17 protein-coding genes are annotated in these 19,633 nt (G+C 72.7%); 9 read left to right on the top strand and 8 right to left on the bottom strand.

The window, feature by feature from the left end:
- Nucleotides 1–39: 39 nt before the first annotated feature.
- The gene (locus ACPYOM_RS07770) at nt 40–1,056 is read left to right on the top strand and encodes an NAD-dependent epimerase/dehydratase family protein (protein WP_481341183.1); all 1,017 of its coding nucleotides are present in this window, start codon (nt 40–42) and stop codon (nt 1,054–1,056) included.
- Nucleotides 1,057–1,067: 11 nt separating this feature from the next.
- On the opposite strand, the gene ACPYOM_RS07765 is transcribed toward ACPYOM_RS07770, so the two are convergent.
- Genes ACPYOM_RS07765 through ACPYOM_RS07755 form a run of 3 tightly spaced genes read right to left on the bottom strand, consistent with a single transcriptional unit; the run spans nt 1,068 to nt 3,769 of the window.
- Entirely contained in the window at nt 1,068–1,709 is a 642-nt protein-coding gene (locus ACPYOM_RS07765; protein WP_481345519.1) for a GerMN domain-containing protein, read from the bottom strand.
- On the bottom strand, nt 1,684–3,072 hold the full coding sequence (locus tag ACPYOM_RS07760) for a HAMP domain-containing sensor histidine kinase (RefSeq protein ID WP_481345518.1): 1,389 nt from the start codon (nt 3,070–3,072) through the stop codon (nt 1,684–1,686). Before ACPYOM_RS07760 ends, ACPYOM_RS07765 begins: the two co-directional genes overlap by 26 nt.
- A 10-nt stretch (nt 3,073–3,082) precedes the next feature.
- A complete protein-coding gene (locus ACPYOM_RS07755) occupies nt 3,083–3,769 on the bottom strand; it encodes a response regulator (protein WP_481341180.1) in 687 nt (228 codons plus the stop codon).
- Between the two features lie 242 nt (nt 3,770–4,011).
- Between ACPYOM_RS07755 and ACPYOM_RS07750 the strand changes: the two genes are divergently transcribed.
- From ACPYOM_RS07750 to ACPYOM_RS07725, 6 genes are all read left to right on the top strand, one after another.
- Nucleotides 4,012–5,817, top strand: coding sequence for an ABC transporter substrate-binding protein (locus ACPYOM_RS07750; protein ID WP_481345517.1), 1,806 nt, complete (start codon nt 4,012–4,014; stop codon nt 5,815–5,817).
- Nucleotides 5,818–5,940: 123 nt separating this feature from the next.
- Nucleotides 5,941–6,972 carry an ABC transporter ATP-binding protein gene (locus ACPYOM_RS07745; protein WP_481341178.1) on the top strand — a complete coding sequence of 344 codons (1,032 nt, stop codon included), beginning with the start codon at nt 5,941–5,943 and terminating at the stop codon, nt 6,970–6,972.
- Nucleotides 6,969–8,087 (top strand): ABC transporter ATP-binding protein, encoded by a 1,119-nt coding sequence (locus tag ACPYOM_RS07740; protein ID WP_481345516.1) that lies wholly within the window; start codon nt 6,969–6,971, stop codon nt 8,085–8,087. The genes ACPYOM_RS07745 and ACPYOM_RS07740 overlap by 4 nt, the downstream gene beginning before the upstream one ends.
- Nucleotides 8,084–9,097: an ABC transporter permease gene (locus tag ACPYOM_RS07735; protein ID WP_481341176.1), complete on the top strand. Its 1,014-nt coding sequence runs from the start codon at nt 8,084–8,086 to the stop codon at nt 9,095–9,097. Before ACPYOM_RS07740 ends, ACPYOM_RS07735 begins: the two co-directional genes overlap by 4 nt.
- A gap of 9 nt (nt 9,098–9,106) precedes the next feature.
- Nucleotides 9,107–10,066 carry an ABC transporter permease gene (locus tag ACPYOM_RS07730; protein ID WP_481341175.1) on the top strand — a complete coding sequence of 320 codons (960 nt, stop codon included), beginning with the start codon at nt 9,107–9,109 and terminating at the stop codon, nt 10,064–10,066.
- 229 nt (nt 10,067–10,295) lie between these two features.
- A complete protein-coding gene (locus ACPYOM_RS07725) occupies nt 10,296–11,531 on the top strand; it encodes a hypothetical protein (protein WP_481345515.1) in 1,236 nt (411 codons plus the stop codon).
- Between the two features lie 149 nt (nt 11,532–11,680).
- On the opposite strand, the gene prcA is transcribed toward ACPYOM_RS07725, so the two are convergent.
- The 5 genes from prcA to ACPYOM_RS07700 form a co-directional block, all read right to left on the bottom strand.
- Nucleotides 11,681–12,502, bottom strand: coding sequence for a proteasome subunit alpha (prcA, locus tag ACPYOM_RS07720; RefSeq protein WP_481345514.1), 822 nt, complete (start codon nt 12,500–12,502; stop codon nt 11,681–11,683).
- Complete coding sequence (gene prcB, locus ACPYOM_RS07715; protein WP_481341172.1) at nt 12,499–13,332, bottom strand: proteasome subunit beta; 834 nt, start codon at nt 13,330–13,332, stop codon at nt 12,499–12,501. Before prcB ends, prcA begins: the two co-directional genes overlap by 4 nt.
- A complete protein-coding gene (locus ACPYOM_RS07710) occupies nt 13,329–13,535 on the bottom strand; it encodes a ubiquitin-like protein Pup (RefSeq protein WP_481341195.1) in 207 nt (68 codons plus the stop codon). Before ACPYOM_RS07710 ends, prcB begins: the two co-directional genes overlap by 4 nt.
- Before the next feature lie 178 nt (nt 13,536–13,713).
- On the bottom strand, nt 13,714–15,234 hold the full coding sequence (gene dop / locus ACPYOM_RS07705; RefSeq protein ID WP_481345513.1) for a depupylase/deamidase Dop: 1,521 nt from the start codon (nt 15,232–15,234) through the stop codon (nt 13,714–13,716).
- A gap of 96 nt (nt 15,235–15,330) precedes the next feature.
- A complete protein-coding gene (locus tag ACPYOM_RS07700) occupies nt 15,331–17,988 on the bottom strand; it encodes a lysylphosphatidylglycerol synthase domain-containing protein (RefSeq protein WP_481345512.1) in 2,658 nt (885 codons plus the stop codon).
- A 102-nt stretch (nt 17,989–18,090) separates the two neighbouring features.
- On the opposite strand from ACPYOM_RS07700, the gene ACPYOM_RS07695 reads away from it, so the two are divergent.
- Both ACPYOM_RS07695 and ACPYOM_RS07690 read left to right on the top strand, forming a co-directional pair.
- The gene (locus ACPYOM_RS07695; RefSeq protein WP_481341169.1) at nt 18,091–19,080 is read left to right on the top strand and encodes a ribose-phosphate diphosphokinase; all 990 of its coding nucleotides are present in this window, start codon (nt 18,091–18,093) and stop codon (nt 19,078–19,080) included.
- Nucleotides 19,077–19,511: a DUF3054 domain-containing protein gene (locus ACPYOM_RS07690; protein WP_481345511.1), complete on the top strand. Its 435-nt coding sequence runs from the start codon at nt 19,077–19,079 to the stop codon at nt 19,509–19,511. The genes ACPYOM_RS07695 and ACPYOM_RS07690 overlap by 4 nt, the downstream gene beginning before the upstream one ends.
- Nucleotides 19,512–19,633: the final 122 nt, after the last annotated feature.

The following is a 19,633-nucleotide window of genomic DNA, read 5'->3' as shown; positions in this document are numbered from 1 at the left end:
TTCGACGTACCGGGGCTTGGCGCGTGGTGTGCTGACGCCATGACCTCACCCGCGTCCTCGGTCCTCGTCCTCGGCGGCACCTCCTGGCTCGGCGGCCGTGTCGCCGCCCTCGCCCGGGAGGCCGGCCACGACGTCACGTGCCTGGCCCGCGGACGGTCGGGCCCGGTGCCGGAGGGTGTCACGCTGGTGCGCGGCGACCGGTCGCAGCCGGACGCCTACGCCGCCCTGCCGGACGCGCGCTGGGACCTCGTCGTCGACGTCGCGCGCCAGCCCGGCCACGTGCGCGGCGCGGTCGCCGCCCTGTCCGACCGGGCGGACGCGTGGGCGTTCGTCAGCTCGTGCTCGGTGTACGCCTCGCACGCCGACCACGCCGCCGACGAGACGGCCGCGCTCCTGCCGGCCCTCGAGGCCGACGAGGCGACGGCCGAGCAGTACGGCGAGGGCAAGGTCGCCTGCGAGCAAGCCGTGCTCGAGGCCCGCGACGGGGCCGCCCTCGTGGCCCGTTCGGGGCTCATCGTCGGCTCCGGTGACCCGAGCGAGCGCTTCGGCTACTGGCCTTCGCGGTTCGCCCTCGCGGCCCGCGACGGTGGCCCGGTCCTCGTCCCCGAGCGGGCCGACCGGCCGGTCCAGTGGGTGCACGTCGACGACCTCGCGGCGTGGCTGCTGTCGGCCGGGCTGACGGGCACGACCGGCGCGTTCAACGCCTCGGGCGCGACGACCTCGCTCGGTGCGGTCCTCGACGCGGCCGCGGAGGCATCCGGGTTCACCGGTGAGCGGGTGCCCGCCGGTGACGAGGCCCTTGCCGCGGCGGGGGTCGAGGAGTACATGGGGCCGCGTTCGCTGCCGCTGTGGCTGCACGACCCCGACTGGCTCGGCTTCCAGGACCGCGACACCTCCGCCGCACGGTCCCACGGCCTCACGCAGCGGCCGCTGGCGGACACGGTCCGCGACGCCCTCGCGTGGGAGGAGGAGCTCGGCCTCGACCGGGCCCGCACTCGCGCGGGCCTCGAGCGCGACGACGAGCTCGCGATCATCCGCGGGCTCCCTTCGCACTGAGGGCGGCCCGTTCAGCGCGTCGGCGCCAGCTCGGCGTAGTCCGAGCGCGCGACCGGTGTCGACACGAGGGCACCGCGCGCGTCGGGCACCGGGACGACGCGGGTGCCGCTCACGAGCTGTACGTCGCTGGCGAGGGTGTTGGCGCTGACGGTGAAGACGATCTGCGCGACGGCGAGCTGCTGGTCGCGCAGCGCCAGCCGGTCGAAACCGGTGGGGACGCCGACGCGGGCGGTGCCCTGGGCCGTGAGCTCGGCCGCCAGGGTCCGCGTCGAGACCGGCAGCGCCGAGCGCAGCCCGTTGGCCAGCTCGACCTCGTTGAGCGGCTGCGTCAGCGCCTCCATGACCGGCCCCATGCCGACGCCGGAGGGCACCGTCCGTGTGACGCGCTGCAGGCGGTCACCGTGCACGAGGTAGACCTGCATCGTCAGGGGAACGGCGTCGGTGCCCATCGTGCTGCTGGCCCGCTCGGGGCGTGGGGGCTCCGGCAGCTGGATCGGCACGGGCTCGTCCTGCGGGGTGAGGACGCAGGCCGCAGGGACGAGCGCCGCGGCCCAGGCGACGAGCGTGACGGCGACGCGTCGACCCCACCGGCGGTCGGCACGCGTTGCTCGGCAGGTCCGTTGGTGGTCAGCGCAGCGGGAGGTCGACGACAAGCCGGGCGCCTCCCTCCGGTGACTCCTCGGCGCGGACCGTCCCGCCGTGCGCCGCGACGTGGCGCTGCGCGATCGCCAGGCCCAGCCCGACGCCCTGGCCGGGGTCACCGCCCGCGCGGGCGAACCGGTCGAAGACCCGGGTCCGTTCCGCGGCGGGGATCCCGGGGCCGGCGTCGTCCACGACGATGCGCGCGAGGTCACCGACCCGCTGCACGGTCACCGACCGACAGCCACCCCCGTGGGTCTCGGCATTGCCGACCAGGTTGGCCACGACGCGCTCGAGCCGCCGCTTGTCGACGGCCCCGACGAGGTCCGCCCGCTCCGCGACCCGGGTCACCGGGCGCCCCGCCGCGGCGTCGGCGGCCCGGCGCGTGAGGTCGCCGACGTCGGCCCGCTCGAGGACGAGCCCCTCCCCGGCGTCGTGCCGCGAGATCTCGAGCAGGTCGACGACGAGGGTGCGGAAACGGGCGAGGTCGTCGGCGAGCAGGTCGACCGGCTCGCGCACCGACTCCGGGAGCAGGGCCCGCCGGTTCGTGATGACCTCCATCGAGTTGAGCATCGTCGTCAGGGGCGTGCGCAGCTCGTGGCTGACGTCGAGGGCGAACCGCGAGTCGGCCCGCACCCGGTGCTCCAGCTCGTTGACGGTCCGGTTGAACGAGTCCGTGAGCGGGTCCAGGTCGGGGTCGCCGCGTGGCGCCAGCCGGGCGTCCAGCCGCCCACCGGCGACGTCACCGGCCACCTGCGTCAGCTCGGTCAGCGGTCGCAGGGCGACGCCGCTGGCCCACCGCCCCAGGCCCGCGCCGACGAAGGTCGTCACGGCGGCGACGGAGGCGAGGACCCAGCCCATGGTCACCAGCGTCTGGTCGAGCTCGACGAGCGAGAACACCTCGAACACGGCGTCGCCCGGACGCTCCAGCGGCAGCCCGACGACGAGGTAGAGGCCGCCGTCGACGGCCACCCGCTGCGAGGCGCCCTGCCCCCGAGAGGTCGACGCGAGAAGGGAGTCCGGGATCGCGCCGGGTGCGAGCTGTGACTTGGTGCCGTACCACTGCCCGGCGACGAAGGCCACGGACGCGACGGCGTCGTTCGTGGGCAGCCCGCTGACGACCGATGCCGGTGACGCCCCGGGCCGGGACAGCGCCCCCTCGACCGAGGCCCGGTCGAGCGAGGTCTCGGTGACGGCCACCTGTTCGCGCTGGGCGAGCAGGTAGCGCGAGACCACCGCCCACGAGACGACCGACAGCAGAGCGGAGATCGCGAGCGCCAGGAGACCGAAGGAGAGCTCGAGGCGGGCTCGCAGCGACAGGGAGCGCCATGGGCCAGGGCGACGCCGAGGGAGCGAGACGCGCTGTGCCCCAGGCATCGTCGCGTCCTCAGCCCGCGAGCCGGTAGCCCAGGCCCCGTGCGGTGACGACGTGCCGGGGGTTGGCGGGGTCGCGCTCGACCTTGGTGCGCAGACGCCGGATGTGGACGTCGACGATGCGGCTGTCGCCGAAGTAGTCGTAGCCCCAGACCCGGTCGAGCAGCTGCTCGCGGCTGCAGATGCGGCCCTCGGCCTGGGCCAGCTCGACGAGGAGGCGGAACTCCGTGCGGGTCAGGCCGACCGGCTCGCCGGCGAGGGTGACGAGACCGTCCTCGACGCCGATGACGAGGTCCCCGGTGACGATCTGCCTCGGGGCACGACCACCGAGCAGCGGCTCGGTCCGCCTGAGCAGGGCCCGGATCCGGGCCGCGAGCTCCTTGGCCACGAGGGGCTTGGTGACGTAGTCGTCGGCGCCCGACTCGAGACCCGCGACGACGTCGTGGCTGTCGGTCCGCGCCGTGACCATGATGACCGGCACCTCGCTGCCGCGCCGCACCTCACGGCACACCGAGAAGCCGTCGCGGTCCGGCAGCATGAGGTCGAGCAGAACGACGTCGGGCGCGCCCTCGGCAAGGCGCTCGAGGCACTGCCGGCCGTCGGCCGCCTCGAGCACCGTGAAACCCTCGTCCTCCAGAGCCAGTCGCAGGACCCGCCTGACGCGGGCGTCGTCCTCGACGAGAAGCACCCGTCGCCCCATACGGCCAATATACGTCCGCCGCTGCGGCGGTCCTGGGCTCAGATCCCGTCCGTGTCGGGTCCGTGACGGGTCCGTGACCGCCGGGACGCCTTGTGTGACGGTCACTTTGCGATCTCGTGACTTCGCCTGCGAGCGCGTCGGCGCCGGTTCGCACCCTGCCTAGCGTGACCACGACGGCTGCCCCGACCCGGGCGACCGTACCGGCCCGACGGCCGGTGACCCCGACACCAAGGGAGAACGAGATGCCACAGAGGACGTGGCCCGTGGGGGCGGCGGCGGCCGTGACCGCCGGCTGCCTCACGCTCGCTGCCTGCACGACGGGCGGCGGGACGGGTGGCTCCGCGACCGGCGCCACCTCGTCGTCGACACCGGTCAAGGGCGGAACGCTCAACATGCTCGGCAGCGGTGACGTCGACTACATGGACCCGAACATCAGCTACTACTCCATCGGCTACCTCGGCCTGCGGATGTGGAGCCGACAGCTGTTCACCTACCCGGCCGTCGAGGGACAGACCACCAAGCCGGTGCCCGACCTCGCGCAGAGCATGCCGACGCAGGGCAGCGGCATCAGCGCCGACGGCAAGACGTACACGATCAAGATCCGCTCGGGCGCCAAGTGGAACACCTCCCCGCCCCGGCAGGTCACCGCGGCCGACATGGTGCGCGGCGTCAAGCGCACGTGCAACCCGGTGCAGCCCTTCGGGGGCCTGCCCGACTACGAGACTCTCCTCGTCGGGTTCCAGAGCTTCTGCGACGGGTTCGCCAAGGTCGGCCACACGCCGGCCGCCCTCGCCGCGTACATGGACAAGACGCCGCTGCCCGGCGTCGTGGCCAAGGACGACCTCACCGTCGTCTTCACCCTGAACAGCCCGGCCAGCTACTTCCCCGACATGCTGACGCTGCCGGCCTTCTCACCCGCCCCGAAGGAGTGGGACGCCTACCTGCCGGCTAGCCCGGAGCTGGCCCAGCACACCCTGTCCGACGGCCCCTACCAGATCGACAGCTACTCGGCGACGAAGAACATCACGTTCAGCCGCAACCCGGCGTGGGACGGCTCGACGGACCCGGTCCGCAAGGCCTACGTCGACAAGATCGTCATCAACGAGACGGTCACGCAGGACTCGACCCAGCAGCAGCTGCAGACCGGGACGGCCAGCGCCGACATGGAGTTCGACAACTTCCCGCCGCCCTCGCAGCTGCCCGCCCTCATCGCCAAGAAGGACCCGAACCTGACGATCGGGCCGTCGGCGTCGTCCAACCCGTACATCGTCTTCAACACGGCCTCGCCGAACGAGAACAAGGCGCTGCAGAACGTCAAGGTGCGCCAGGCCATCGAGTACGCGCTCAACCGGACGAACATCATCCAGGTCATCGGTGGACCGAACCTCAACGAACCGCTGAGCCACGTGCTGCCCTCGGACATCGTCGGCGGTGAGCAGAACTTCGACCTGTACCCGTACGACGCGGCCAAGGCCAAGCAGCTGCTGAGCGACGCCGGGTACCCGAACGGGCTGACCCTCAAGATGCTCTACCGCAACTCCTCGGAGGGCAGCAGCAAGACGTTCCAGACCGCCCAGCAGGACCTGTCCAAGGCCGGCATCACCGTCCAGGGCGTGCCCTCGCCGAACGCCGACTTCTACACGAAGTACCTGCAGGTGCCCTCCGTCGCCAAGCGCGGTGTCTGGGACCTCGCGGTGGCCGGCTGGGGCGCCGACTGGTACGGCAACGCGGCGCTGTCGTTCTTCAACCCGCTCTTCTCCGGCTCGGCCTCGTTCCCACCGGTCGGCAGCAACTTCGGCCTCTACGAGGACCCGGGCGCGAGCGCGCTCATCACGCAGGCGGCCGAGGCGCCGACCGAGGAGGGCGCGGCGACGCTGTGGGCCAAGGCGGACCACAAGGTCATGGAGGACGCGCCGTTCTTCCCCATCACCAACCCGAAGCAGGCCAACTACCACGCGAGCCAGGTCCAGGGCGGGGTCTACGTGCCGGCCATGCAGAACTACGACCCGACCAACGTGTGGCTCAGTGCCGACAAGCAGGGTGGCTGACGGCCCGACGCTCCCTCGGAAACCTCCCCCACCCTCGGTTCCCGTGGGCCCGACCGGCCCACGGGAACCCTCCCCGGGGTGAACCGCCACGCCGGGGACCGACCCTCTCGGAAAGGCGATCCGATGGCCCTGCTCGAGGTTCGTGACCTCTCGGTCTCCTTCGCCACCCCCGACGGCGTCGTCGAGGCGGTGCGCAACCTGTCCTTCGACGTCGAGCGGGGCACGACCCTCGCGATCGTCGGCGAGTCCGGGTCGGGCAAGAGCGTCGCGACGCAGACGATCACGGGCCTGACCCGCGGCGCGCACGTGTCCGGGTCGGCGCGGTTCGACGGCGTCGAGCTGCTCGGCGCCCCCGCCCGCACGCTCCAGCGGATCCGCGGGGCCCGGATCGGGATGATCTTCCAGGACCCGCTCTCGAGCCTGCACCCGTACTACACCGTCGGTTGGCAGATCGTCGAGATGATCAAGGCGCATCGGCCCGACACCGCGACGGCGACCGCCCGGGCCCGGGCCGCCGAGCTGCTGGCCCTGGTCGGCATCCCCGGGGCCGCCGGGCGCCTCGACGACTATCCGCACCAGTTCTCCGGCGGCATGCGCCAGCGCGTCATGATCGCCATGGCGATGGCCCTCGACCCGGCCCTGCTCATCGCGGACGAGCCGACGACGGCGCTCGACGTCACCGTCCAGGCGCAGGTGCTGGGCGTCATGCGCCGGCTCCAGGAGGAGTTCGGCACGGCGATCATCCTCATCACCCACGACCTCGGCGTCGTCGCGCAGATGTCCGACGACGTCGTCGTCATGTACGCGGGGCGCGCGATGGAGCGGGCTCCCCGCCGCACCATCTTCTACCTCGGCCACCACCCGTACACGCAGGGGCTGCTGGCCTCGCTGCCGGCCCAGGGCGGCACCCGCAGCCGGCTCACGCCGATCGCCGGCACCCCACCCTCGCTCATCGACCCCCCGGTGCAGTGCCCCTTCGCACCCCGCTGTCCACACGTCTTCGACCGGTGCCGGCGCGAGCTGCCGCTGCTCGAACCGGTCGCGCACGACCCCCAGCACACGTCCGCCTGCTTCCTGCCCAAGGACGGCGCCGACCTCGGGATCGTCGGCGCCCGGACCCGCAGGTCCCCCGACCGGGAGGAGGAGCCGGCATGAGCACGAGCCCGGTCGCCCCGACGTCCCAGCCGACCCGACGCTCTTCGGACGCGCCGCTGCTGACGGTCGAGCACGTGTCGAAGACGTTCCCCGTCCGTTCCGGTGGGCTGTGGCGCCGCGGTGACGCATGGGTCCACGCCGTCGACGACGTGTCCCTCGACATCCGCGCCGGCGAGACCCTCGGCCTCGTCGGCGAGACGGGGTGCGGCAAGTCGACCCTCGCCCGCTGCATCGCCCGGCTCCACGAGGTGACCGCCGGAACGGTGACCTTCGACGGCCGCGACATCACGCACCTCGGCCGGCGCGACCTCCGCGCGGTCCGTCGCGAGGTGCAGATGATCTTCCAGGACCCGTACGGCTCGCTCAACCCGCGGCGACGCGTCGGCTCGATCATCGGCGACCCGTTCGTCATCCACGGAATCGGCTCGGACCGCGACGTCAAGCGCCGCGTCCAGGAGCTCATGGAGCGCGTCGGGCTCAACCCCGAGCACTACAACCGTTTCCCGGCCGAGTTCTCCGGCGGGCAGCGCCAGCGCATCGGTGTGGCGAGAGCCTTGGCGCTCCAACCGCGCCTCGTCATCTGCGACGAGCCGGTGTCGGCCCTCGACGTGTCGATCCAGGCCCAGATCATCAACCTGCTCATCGACCTGCAGGACGACTTCGGCCTGACGTACCTGTTCATCTCCCACGACCTGTCCGTCGTGCGGCACGTCAGCGACCGCGTCGCCGTCATGTACCTCGGCAAGGTCGCCGAGATCGCTCCCACCGAGGAGCTGTTCACGAGCGCGCGGCACCCCTACACGCGAGCCCTGCTGTCGGCCCTGCCGGTACCGGACCCAGACGTCGCGGACAGCCGCAGCCAGACGATCCTCGTCGGCGACCTGCCGTCGCCGACGGCGCCGCCGCCCGGGTGCCGGTTCCACACGCGGTGTCCGCGGGCCCAGGCCGACTGCTCGGTCTCGGTCCCACCCCTCGAGCCGGTCCTCGGCGACGCGCCGACCCACCGCACCGCGTGCTTCCACCCCCTCGCCGCCGGCGAGGACCTGGCCTCCGACGCGCCCGCCGAGCCGGCCGCGCCCCAGGCACCGACCACCCGAGGAGGCGAGCAGCCGTGAGCGGCATCCTTCCCACCCCGACGTCGAGCGAGGGCGTCGCGCCCGAGCTGGCCCCGGAACCCGGCGGTGCGCCGGCCGGCACCCGGCGCAGCATCGAGGGGCGCAGCCCGTGGCTGCTCGCCTGGCAACGGCTGCGCCGTGACCAGGTGGCCATGGGTTCGCTCGTCGTCATCGTGCTCATCATCCTCATGGCCGTCTTCGCACCGCTCGCGACGACGATCACCGGGCACCCGGTCAACGAGCAGTACCGCCAGCAGGGCCTGACGGCGGACGGCCTGCCGACGGCCCCGTCGAGCCTCTTCTGGCTCGGCACCGACGACCTCGGGCGCGACATCCTCGTCCGGATCGCCTACGGGGCCCGCATCTCGCTGCTCGTCGGCGTCGTCGCCACCGCCCTCACCGTCGTCATCGGCGTCGTCATCGGCCTGGCCGCCGGCTTCCTGGGCGGGATCGTCGACACCCTCCTCGCACGGCTCATCGACGTGGTCCTGTCGATCCCGTTCCTGCTCGTGGCCATCGCCCTCGTGTCCATCACCGGACCGAGCCTGCTCGTCACGGTACTCGTCATCGGGTTCTTCAGCTGGGCGTCCGTGGCCCGTATCGTCCGCGGGCAGGTGCTGTCGCTGCGCGAGCGCGAGTTCGTCGAGGCGGCGCGCTCGCTCGGGGCCTCGGACAGCAGGATCATGTTCGTCGACATCCTGCCCAACGTCCTGGCCCCGGTCATCGTGTACGCGTCGCTGCTCATCCCCGTCGTCATCGTCGTCGAGGCGACGCTGAGCTTCCTCGGCCTCGGCCTGGCGCCGCCGACGGCCGACTGGGGCGGCATGATCAGCGAGTCGCAGAACTACTACACGACGGCCTGGTGGTTCGTCGTCTTCCCCGGTGTCGCGCTGCTCATCACGACGCTCGCCTTCAACCTGTTCGGCGACGGCGTCCGCGACGCGTTCGACCCGCGCGCCGACCGGTTGATGGCCGTGGTGGCCCCCGCCGTCGTCGAGACCGCCGAGTAGGAGGTCACCATGACCCGCTTCCTCGTGCGCCGGCTCGCGCTCGGTGTGCTCGTCCTGTGGCTCATCACCGTGGCCGTGTTCGCCCTGTTCTTCATCGCCCCCAACGACGTGGCCCGCACCCTCGCGGGCCGACAGGCCACACCGGAGACCGTCGCCCTCATCTCCCACCGCCTCGGCCTGGACCAGCCGGTGTGGAAGCAGTACACCGACTTCATCTGGAAGGCCCTGCACGGCGACCTCGGGTACGACTACTACCACCAGGTGCCGGTCACCGAGATCCTCGGCGCGGCCCTGCCCATCACGCTGTCCGTGGTCGTGGGCGGAGCCGTCATCTGGCTGGTCCTCGGCGTGACGAACGGGGTCGTGTCGGCGGTGCGCCCGCGGTCGTTCGTCGACCGGTCCCTGACGGCCTTCAGCCTCTTCTTCTACTCCATGCCCACCTTCCTGCTCGGGCTGTTGCTGCTCTACTTCTTCTACTTCCGGCTCACCCTGAGCGGTGTCGCCGTCTTCCCCCCGGGCGGGTACGCGGCGTTCAGCGAGGGGGTCGGCCCGTGGTTCCTCCACATGGTGCTGCCCTGGCTCACCCTGGCCCTCGTGTCGGCCGCGACGTACACCCGCCTGACCCGTGCCTCGATGCTCGACGTCCTCGGCGAGGACTACGTGCGTACCGCGCGCTCCAAGGGGATCGGCGAGGGACGCGTCGTCGTCCGGCACGCGCTGCGCGCCGCCCTGACGCCGGTGGTGACACAGTTCGGCATCGACGTCGGGGCCCTGCTCGGCGGAGTCGTCGTCACCGAGACGGTGTTCTCGCTGCCCGGCCTGGGCAAGACCGCGATCGACGCGATCAACCAGCAGGACCTTCCGGTCATCATCGGCATCGTGCTGTTCGCCTCTGCTGCCGTGGTCGTCGCCAACATCGTCGTCGACATCGTCTACGCGGTGCTCGACCCCCGCGTCCGGCTGCACTGAGACGCAGGGCCGGCCGGGACCCGAGCCGCTCGAGGCGCTTCAGGTGCTCCGGGTGCTCGGGGCACTCGGGGCCCCCCTCGCGCTCGGGGCGGCGAGGAGTGTCTCGGTCGCGAGACGACTCTCCGAGCCGTCTCACCAGGCGCCCGTCCGTGTGATAGCAAGCGAGGTGCGCCTGACACAATGACGCCTGTCCCCGGCACGCCCCTCCACCTCCCTGCATTGGACGGAAATGATCGACAGACCCAACTTCAAGTTCGCCCGCCGCGGTTACGAGCCGGAGGAGGTCGACTCGTTCATCGAGCAGCAGAACCGGACTCTCCAGGCCGCCAAGAAGGACGCCGCCGAGCGCAGCGTCGAGCTGACGAAGCTCAACGCCGCGCTGACCGACCTGCGGGGGCAGCTCGGCCAGCAGTCGCGCGTCATGGCCGACCTGAAGAAGAACAGCTCCCCCACCCCGGCGCAGACCTTCGCCGACCTCGGTGAGCGCATCGCGCAGATCCTGACGCTCGCCGACCAGGAGGCCGGCGACATCCGCGAGCGGGCTGCGAGCGAGGCCGAGGAGATCCGCGAGAGGGCGACGAGGGCGGCCAACGAGCTCAAGTCGACGACGACGACCTACGCCGAGCAGGCCCGCGCCCGGGCCGACGAGGAGGCGGTGCGCATCATCGCCCAGGCCAACCGCGAGGCCCAGGCGATCCTGGCCGAGGCCCAGAGCGTCGCGTCCGCGCAGCGTCAGGAGGCGGCGGCCGAGTACGAGAACCACCGGCTCAAGGCCTCACAGGCGTCCGCCGAGCTCGAGGTCAAGCTCGCCGCGCGCCGGGACGCCGCCGAGAAGGAGTTCGAGCAGCGCCGCCAGCAGCAGGAGGCCGCGTTCGCCGAGAGCGACTCTCGCCTGCGCCAGCTGACCGAGCGCGCCGAGCACGACGCCCAGGAGATGCGGACGCGCGCCCAGCGCCTCCTCGAGAACGCCCAGGCGCAGGCCGACCAGATCGTCTCGGAGGCCCGCGACCACGCGTCGCGCCTGCGCGAGGAGTCCGACCGCGAGCTGGCGGCCGCGACGGCCCAGCGCGACAGCATCACGGCCCAGCTGACGAACGTCCGCCAGATGCTGGCCACCCTCGGTGGCGGCGCCCTCATGGACAGCCTCGGCGCGCCCGAGAAGCCGGCCAACGCCCAGCCCCCCGTCGAGGCGACGCCGTCGCCGGCCGAGGAGGCCATCGCCGAGGCACGACAGGCGCAGGCTCCCGAGGCCGAGACCGCGGAGGCCGGCGAGGCACCCGAGGCCGACCAGGCTGACGAGACCGCAGAGGGCACCGCGTCCGAGCCCGCCGAGGGCGGGGCGACCGGGTCCGGCGACGCCCGGGCCGAGGCCGCCGAGGTCGAGGCGCCCTCCGAGGGCGAGGCACAGTACGGCTCGGACCAGGCCTCCTACTACCAGCGCGGGAACGTCCGCACGCGTCGCTGACGCCCCGCGCCCGGCGCGAGTAGCCGGGGACACGACGGAGGCCGCCCACCAGGTCCGGTGGGCGGCCTCCGTCGTGCGTCCCGTCCGTCTCGTCGGGCGCGTCGCGCACGTCGACCGCTTCGACCGCGAGCGCGACGCCAGGGCGGCGCTCAGGCCTCCGGCGTCGGCGTCAGGCCGGTTCCCGAGGCGTCCGGGCCGTCGGTCGGCTCGGAGGCGCCCTGCTGGCTGCCGGAGTCGCCACCGGGGTCGCCAGCGGAGCCGCCACCGGGGTCGGTGCCGACCTCCTCGAGCAGGCGGACCAGCAGCGGCCCGACGATCCGGCGGAACGACCGACGCGGGCGGCCCCGGTCGAGGACGGCCACCTCGAGCTGCGAGGCGTCGAGGGTGCGTCGGTCCCCGTTCTCGCCCTGCGCGAGCACGTCGACGGCAAGGCGCAGCGCCTCGCCGAGGTCGAGTCCCGGCCGCCAGCGCGTGCCGAGGCGCTCCTCGGCCGCATCGCTCGCGCCGCCCATGACGACGAAGCCCTGCTCGTCGGCGACGGAGCCGTCGTAGGTGAGCCGGAAGACCTGGTCGTCCTCGCTCGTGGCGCCGACCTCGGCCACGACGATCTCGATCTCGAACGGCTTGGACTCCTGGGTGAAGACCGCGCCCAGCGTCTGGGCGTAGGTGTTGGCCAGGGCCCGCGCCGTGACGTCGGCCCGGTCGTAGGAGTAGCCGCGCAGGTCGGCGTAGCGGATGCCGGCCACGCGCAGGCTCTCGAACTCGTTGTAGCGGCCGACCGCGGCGAACGCGATGCGGTCGTAGATCTCCGACACCTTGTGCAGGGCCCGGGACGGGTTCTCCGCGACGAAGGCGATGCCCTCGTCGTAGCCGAGCACCACGACCGAGCGCCCCCGCGCGATCCCCTTGCGCGCGAAGTCGGCCCGGTCCTTCATGACCTGCTCGGGCGGCACGTAGAACGGCATGCTCATCGCGCACCTCCGGGGTTGTCGCGGCGGGCGGCGACGACGCGCTGCACGTGCCCCTCCAGGACGTCCTGGCCGACGAATCGCGAGCCGGCGTGGTCGACGACCGACACCGACGGCCAGATCTGCCGGCCGAGGTCGGGGCCGCCGGTGGCGGAGTCGTCGTCGGCGGCGTCGTAGAGCGCCTCGATGGCGATGGAGACCGCCTGCTCCTCGTCGATGCCGGGTCGCCACAGCTTCTTCAGGGCGCCGCGGGCGAACACCGAGCCGGAGCCGGTCGAGTGGTGCCCGGCCTCGGGGTAGCAGCCGCCCGTGACGTCGTAGGAGAAGATGCGCCCGACGCCCGCCACGAGGTCGTAGCCGGCGTAGACCGGCACGACGGTCAGGCCCTGCATGGCCAGGCCGAGGTTGCCCCGGATCATCGAGGCGAGGCGGTTGGCCTTGCCCTCCAGGGACATGACCGTGCCCTCGATCTTCTCGTAGTGCTCGAGCTCGACCTGGTAGAGGCGGACGAGCTCGACGGCGACACCGGCGGTACCGGCGATGCCGACGACGCTGAACTCGTCCGCGGCGAAGACCTTCTCCATGTCGCGGTTCGCGATGAAGTTGCCCATCGTCGCGCGACGGTCACCGGCCATGACGACGCCGCCCTCGAAGAGCAGCGCGACGATCGTCGTGCCGTGCGGAGCCTCGATGCTCGTGCCGGCGGGCAGGTTGCGACCGGACGGGAGCAGCTCGGGACGGAACGTGGAGACGAACTCGGTGAAGGACGAGGACCCGGCCGCGAGGTAGGCGTCGTCGAGCCGGCGAGGACGCCCCGGCGCGGGTTGCGTCACTGGCCGCCCTTCTGGACGAAGCCGCGGACGAACTCCTCGGCGTTCGACTCGAGGACGCCGTCGATCTCGTCGAGGACGTTGTCGATGTCGTCGTCGAGACCCTCCTTGACCGCGGCGCCCGCCGGGGCTGCTGGCGGGGTCTCGGGGGCCTCCGGCGGCTCGTCCTCGCGACGCTGTGGCTTGGCGTGCTCCTGTCCCGACATGACGACCTCCTGGAAGTTGGTGAGCCCCCGGCAGTCCGGGGGGCTCATTCGCTCACCACGACCCTAACGCGTGGGCCCCGCCGTTCGGAGCACCGACCGGTCACCACCCGGTCACCGAACGGTCACCGACCGGCTTCGACCGGCCCGAACGCGATGCCGGAGGGGTCTGCTCGCCCGGCTACTCGGGGGCAGCGAGGCCGCGGAGCAGCGCCGCGACGTCCTCGCTCTCCTCGAGCAGCCTGCCGACCTGGGCCCGGGTGCCGCGCTCCGGGTCGAGGATCGGCACGCGCTGCAGGCTCGCGTGACCGGGCACGTCGAAGACGACGGAGTCCCAGCTCGCGGAGAACACGTGGGGGGTGAACCGGCGCACGCACTCACCGCGGAACCAGGCGCGGGTGTCCTCCGGTGGCGTCGTCCGGGCGGCGCGCACCTGCTCGGGCGTCACGAGCTCGCGGGTGCTGCCGCGGTCGCGCAGGCGGTGCACGAGGCCCTTCTCGGGGCGGACGTCGGCCCACTGGATGTCGATGGCCGCCAGCCGGTGGTCGTCCCATCCGAGGCCGTCCCGCGCGCGGTAGCCCTCGAGGAGGCGCAGCTTGGCCACCCAGTCGACCATCGGGGCCGCCGACCACACGTCGCTGCCGAGGCGCGTCAGGACGTCCTCCCACAGGGTCATGACCTCCGCCGTGGCGTCGGGCTCGGGGTCGTCGCCGCGGCCGTCGAGCCAGGCCCGGGCGGCCTCGAGGTACATCCACTGCACGTCGAGGGCGGTGACGGTCCGGCCGTCGACGAGCTCGACCTTGGCGGTGAGGCCGGGGTCGTGCGACACGGTCTGCAGGGCTGCCACCGGTCGCCGCACGGACCAGTCCTGCGTGAGGTGGCCGTCCTCGATCATGCCGAGGACGAGCGAGGTGGTCCCCATCTTGAGCAGCGTCGCGACGTCGAGGTGGGTGGCGTCGCCGATGATGACGTGGAGCCGGCGGTACCGGTCGGCGACCGCGTGCGGCTCGTCGCGGGTGTTGATGATCGGGCGCTTGAGCGTCGTCTCGAGGCCGACCTCGGTCTCGAAGAAGTCCGCGCGCTGGGAGATCTGGTAGCCCGCTCCCCTGCTGTCGACCCCGAGCCCGACGCGCCCGGCGCCGCAGACGACCTGGCGCGTGACGAAGAACGGGATGAGGTGGCGCACGATGTCGGCGAACGGCGTCCGACGCGGCATGAGGTAGTTCTCGTGCGTGCCGTAGGACTGGCCCTTGCCGTCGGCGTTGTTCTTGTAGAGGTTGACCGGCGCCTGCCCCGGGCGTGAGGCAAGCAGCCGGACCGACTCCAGCGCCACGGCGTCACCGGCCCGGTCCCACGTCACCGCGTCGCGCGGTCGCGTCACCTCCGGCGAGCTGTACTCCGGGTGCGCGTGGTCGACGTAGTAGCGCGCGCCGTTGGTCAGCACGACGTTGGCCAGCGTCGGGTCCTCGACGTCGGTGAGCTGGCTCGGATCGGCGGTCTGCCGGTCCAGCTGCCAGCCGCGCGCGTCGCGCAGGGGGTCCTCGAAGGCGTAGTCCCAGCTCGACTGGTTGGAGCGGATGCCCTGCGCGGCGGCGTAGACGCTGACGACCTGCCCCGACAGGAACATCGGGTTGGCGAGCGGGTCGCCGGGCACCGAGATGCCGTACTCGGTCTCGAGTCCCATGATCCGACGCACCGTCATGGCCCGACCCTAACGGGCCGGGGCAGCGCGGCCGCGGACGCCTCGGCGCCGGCGACCGCACGGGCGGCCCGCCAGCGCAGCGCTCGTGACGCGAGGCTAGATCGCCCCGACCTTCTGGAGTCGGTTCAGGGCCCCCCAGCCGAACGGGATGGGAAGCCAGTAGGTCGCGAGCCGGTACAGGATGACGGCCGAGACCGCCGCGCCGCTCGGGACGCCGACGGCGATGAGGCCGGCCGACATCGCCGCCTCGATGCCGCCCAGGCCACCGGGCGTCGGCACGGCGGAGCCGATGATGGCGCCGGCGAAGTAGACGACCGCCACCGAGGCGACGGCGGGCTGCTCCCCCAGGGCGCGCGTGGCGCAGACGAGCGCGGCGACGAACGAGGTGTCGAGCAGGAGCGCGCCACCGAGCAGCTGGAGCAAACGCTGCGGGTGCTGGAAGGTCTCGAGCACCTGCGGCAGGGCCGAGCGCACGTGCGGCATGACGCGTTCGGTGAGCAGCGCCCGGATGCGCGGGACGGCGAGCAGTCCGAGCACCGCGATGACGACCGCGAGGATCCCCGCGACGAGCACCGGCGACGGGCTGAACGAGACCGAGGGCCCGGTACCCGCGAGGACGCCGGAGATGACGAGCAGCACGAAGTACGAGCAGAACTGGGCCACCTGGGCGACACCGACGCTGGCCCCCGCGAGGGTCGGCGTCAGGCCCGACGTCTGCAGGTAGCGGGTGTTGAGCGCGATGTTGCCCACCGCCGCCGGCGCCACGAGGCCGCTGAACGCCACGGCGAGCTGGGTCATGTACGTGCGCACGAAACGCAGGTGGATCGGCGAGGCGCCGGCCAGCGCGACCGAGGCGCCGGCGAACGTCGCGGCCGCGAAGACGACCAGACCCACGACCCAGCGCCAGTCGGCCTGGCGGAAGACCGTCGAGAGGTCGACCTGGGCCAGCTGGGTCAGGATGAAGTAGGCGGCGACGACGCCACCGATGACGGTGACGACGGCCCGCGCGGAGACGCGTCGCAGCTGGACCGGCTCGACGTGCTCGATGGACGGGCGCAGCTCGACGAGCCTGCCACGCAGGTCCTTCAGGACGCCGCGGCGCTCGCGGAGCGCCTCCCTGGTGTCCGGCGTCAGGGCGACGGCCTGCAGCAGCGGCACGGCCCGCAGCACGGCGTCCTCGCCGAGCGTCTCGATCGCGGCCCTGACCGTCCGCTCGGCCCCGACGGCGAGCGCGACCGTCGTCAGCAGCTGGGCGAGGTCGATGCGCAGGCTGATGTCGTCGGCGGCGACGTCACCGCTGCCGAGCCGGGCGAGGGCGACCCGGTCGCCGTCGACGAGGACGTTCTGCGGGCTCAGGGCGCGGTGGGCGACGCGGCGGCGGTGCAGCGTCTCGGACAGCCGGAAGACCGCCGCCAGCTGGGTGTCGGTGAGCGCGGGGCCAACCTCGGTGATCGGCGTGCCCTCGGGCTGGTCGTAGGCGATGACGGCCGAGAAGGCACCCACCTCGGCCACCGACACCGGCCGCGGCGCCCGGATGCCGAGGTCGTCGAGGATCAGGCCCATGAGCGTGCGGTGCTCGATCTCCGAGCGCAGCGTCAGCGCCGGTGCGCGCGTGAACCCGCTGCGCAGTCGCAGGACCCGGAGGAAGCGCCGGCCCGAGGCGAGGCCGAACGTGTCGCGGTCGACGACGTGGACGTCGAGGGTGCGAGTGGACGTGCCGGCGCCCGAGGCGCCGGCGTCCGTCGCGTCGGCGCCCGAGGCGTCGGCGTCGTCCGCCGTCGCCGTGTAGCGCCGGTCCCCGGCGTCGTTGGCGTCGACGAGCTCGAGCCGCCGCAGTCGCAGCCCGGTGGCGACGAGGACGTCGGCCACCTCACGGCCCGGCGCCCGCGTCGTCGTGACGCCGAAGGCGAGCCGGAAGGCGAGCCCGACGAGCCAGCCGATGAGCAGGGAGGCGGTGAGCGCCGCGAGCGTCATGGCCCCCGACAGCAGGGTGGTGACGAGGGTCGCGATGACGACGGTGACCGCGGCCGGCCAGATCCACTTGCGCCCGGAGATGTCCGCGACGGTGAGCAGCGACACGGTCGACACGACGACGATGTCGAGCGGCCCGGTGTGTCCGGTCGTCGTCGGGCGGGTGAGCACGTCGGTGAGGAAGCCGCCGTTGCCGGTCTGCACGAGCACCGCGAGGACGATGACGAGCACTCCCGCGACGACGGCGGCCCCGAGCGCCTGGATGAGCTGGAGCCCGCGCCGGCGCACGACGAGGTCGATGCCCACCCCGATGGGCAGGAGCAGGACGCCGATGCCGCTCATCCAGGCCAGCAACGTCAGCAGGACGCGCGGGAGGCCGCTCGTGGCGTCGGTGAGGTCCTGCTCGACGGCGCCGCGCGTACCGGACGCGATGTCGGCCAGGACGAGTCCGAGGACGAGCAGCAGCACGACGACGACGAGGCGCACGACGTCGGCGGGGCGGCGGACGCGAACCGGGATCGGGGGCTCGACGACCTCGACGTCGGCGGCCGGCGCGGGGGGCGGGACCGCGGGGTCGAGCAGCTGTGCCTCAGTGTCCGCGTCACCTGCGTCACCGGCGTCACCGGCGTCACCGGCGTCCGAGTGGGCTGGGACTGTCGGACGGGTGGGGTCCGTCGGCTGGGTGGAGGCGGCGGACGTCGCGACGGCGCGCGCGGGGTGGCGCTCCTCCTCCGGCGCAGACGGCTCCGCGGCCGTCTGCTGCTGACCGGGTTCGCTGGACACCTGCTCATGGTGCCCCACGCAGCCGTGAGTTCGGCGCCGCGACACCGCGCGGCGGGTCGGCTAGTCTGCGTGGCACGCGGACCTCGAGAGGGATGACTCGAAGTGAACGATGTCGTCGTGTTCAGCGGCTCGGCTCATCCGGCGCTCGCCGACCGGATCTGCGGCCACCTCGGGGTGACCCGTTCCCCCGTGGACCTCAAGCGGTTCAGCAACGACTGCCTGCAGGCCCAGCTGCTGGCCAACTGTCGCCGGCGCGACGTGTACATCGTCCAGCCGCTCGTGCCGCCGACCCAGGAGCACCTCATGGAGCTGCTCCTCATGATCGACGCGGCCCGGGGCGCTTCGGCCGCCCAGATCACGGCTGTCATGCCGCACTACGCGTACGCGCGCTCGGACAAGAAGGACGCCCCCCGCATCTCGCTCGGGGGGCGTCTCGTCGCCGACATGATCTCGACGGCCGGCGCCCACCGCGTCCTGACGATGGCCCTGCACGCCCCGCAGGTCCACGGCTTCTTCTCCACACCGGTCGACCACCTCACGGCCATCGGCGTCCTGGCCGACCACTTCCGCGAAACCGACCTCACCGACTCGATCGTCGTGAGTCCCGACCTCGGCAACGCCAAGGTGGCCACGCAGTTCTCGCGGCTGCTCGGCCTGCCCGTCGCCGCCGGCTCGAAGCAGCGGGTCGCCGACGACCGCGTCGTCATCGACTCCATCGTCGGCGACGTGTCCGGACGGCGCGCCATCATCCTCGACGACGAGATCGCCACGGGCGGGTCGATGCTCGAGCTGCTCGACCGACTCAAGGACGCCGGCGCCACCGAGGCGGCCATCGTCTGCACGCACGGGCTGTTCGCGGGCAAGGCCGTCGAACGGCTGCGGGGACACCCCTTCGTCACCGAGGTCGTCACGACCGACACCGTGCCCCCGCCGCACGGCTGGCCCGAGCTGACCGTCCGCTCCGTCTCGGCGCTCTTCGCCGAGGCCATCAGCCGGATCCACCACGGCCGTTCGATCAGCTCGCTGTTCGAGGGAGTCGACCCGACGCACGCCCCGCCCCAGGCCAAGCTGCCCTTCGACGCGCCGGCATGAGCCGGCCGACCGGGACCCGCGCCGATGGGCGAGGTGCCGCCCGTTCCTCGCCGCGCGGGACGGGCCTGCGTCGCCCCGTCGTCGCCCTCGCGCTCGACATCGCCCTCGTCGTCGTCTTCGCCGCGATCGGTCGGGCGAGCCACGCCGAGGCCGGCTCGGTCGTCGGCACGCTCGCGACCGCATGGCCGTTCCTGGTGGGCTGCTGGGTGGGCTGGCTCGTCGTCCGGGTCCTTCGCCACCGCTGGCCCGTGGACCTGGGCCCGGGCGTCACGGTCTGGTTCGCGACCGTGCTGTTCGGCATCCTGCTGCGCCACCTCACCGGCGCGGGTACCGCCCCGAGCTTCGTCGTCGTCGCCTCGGTCGTGCTCGCGGTGTTCCTGCTGGGCTGGCGTGCCCTCGCCGGTGTCGTCGCACGGCGTCGCGCCGCCTGAGCCGGGGTGCTGCCCCGGCACAGGACCCCGCGGGTCGGGTCGGCCGGGGCGCCGTCCGCGCGCGAGGGGCCGCGACCGACCAGGTCTGTCTCTTATACACATCTGACGCTGCCGACGACGGA

Source organism: Monashia sp. HAY1-2A (assembly GCF_056755315.1).
This window is presented reverse-complemented; position numbering and strand designations above follow the sequence as displayed.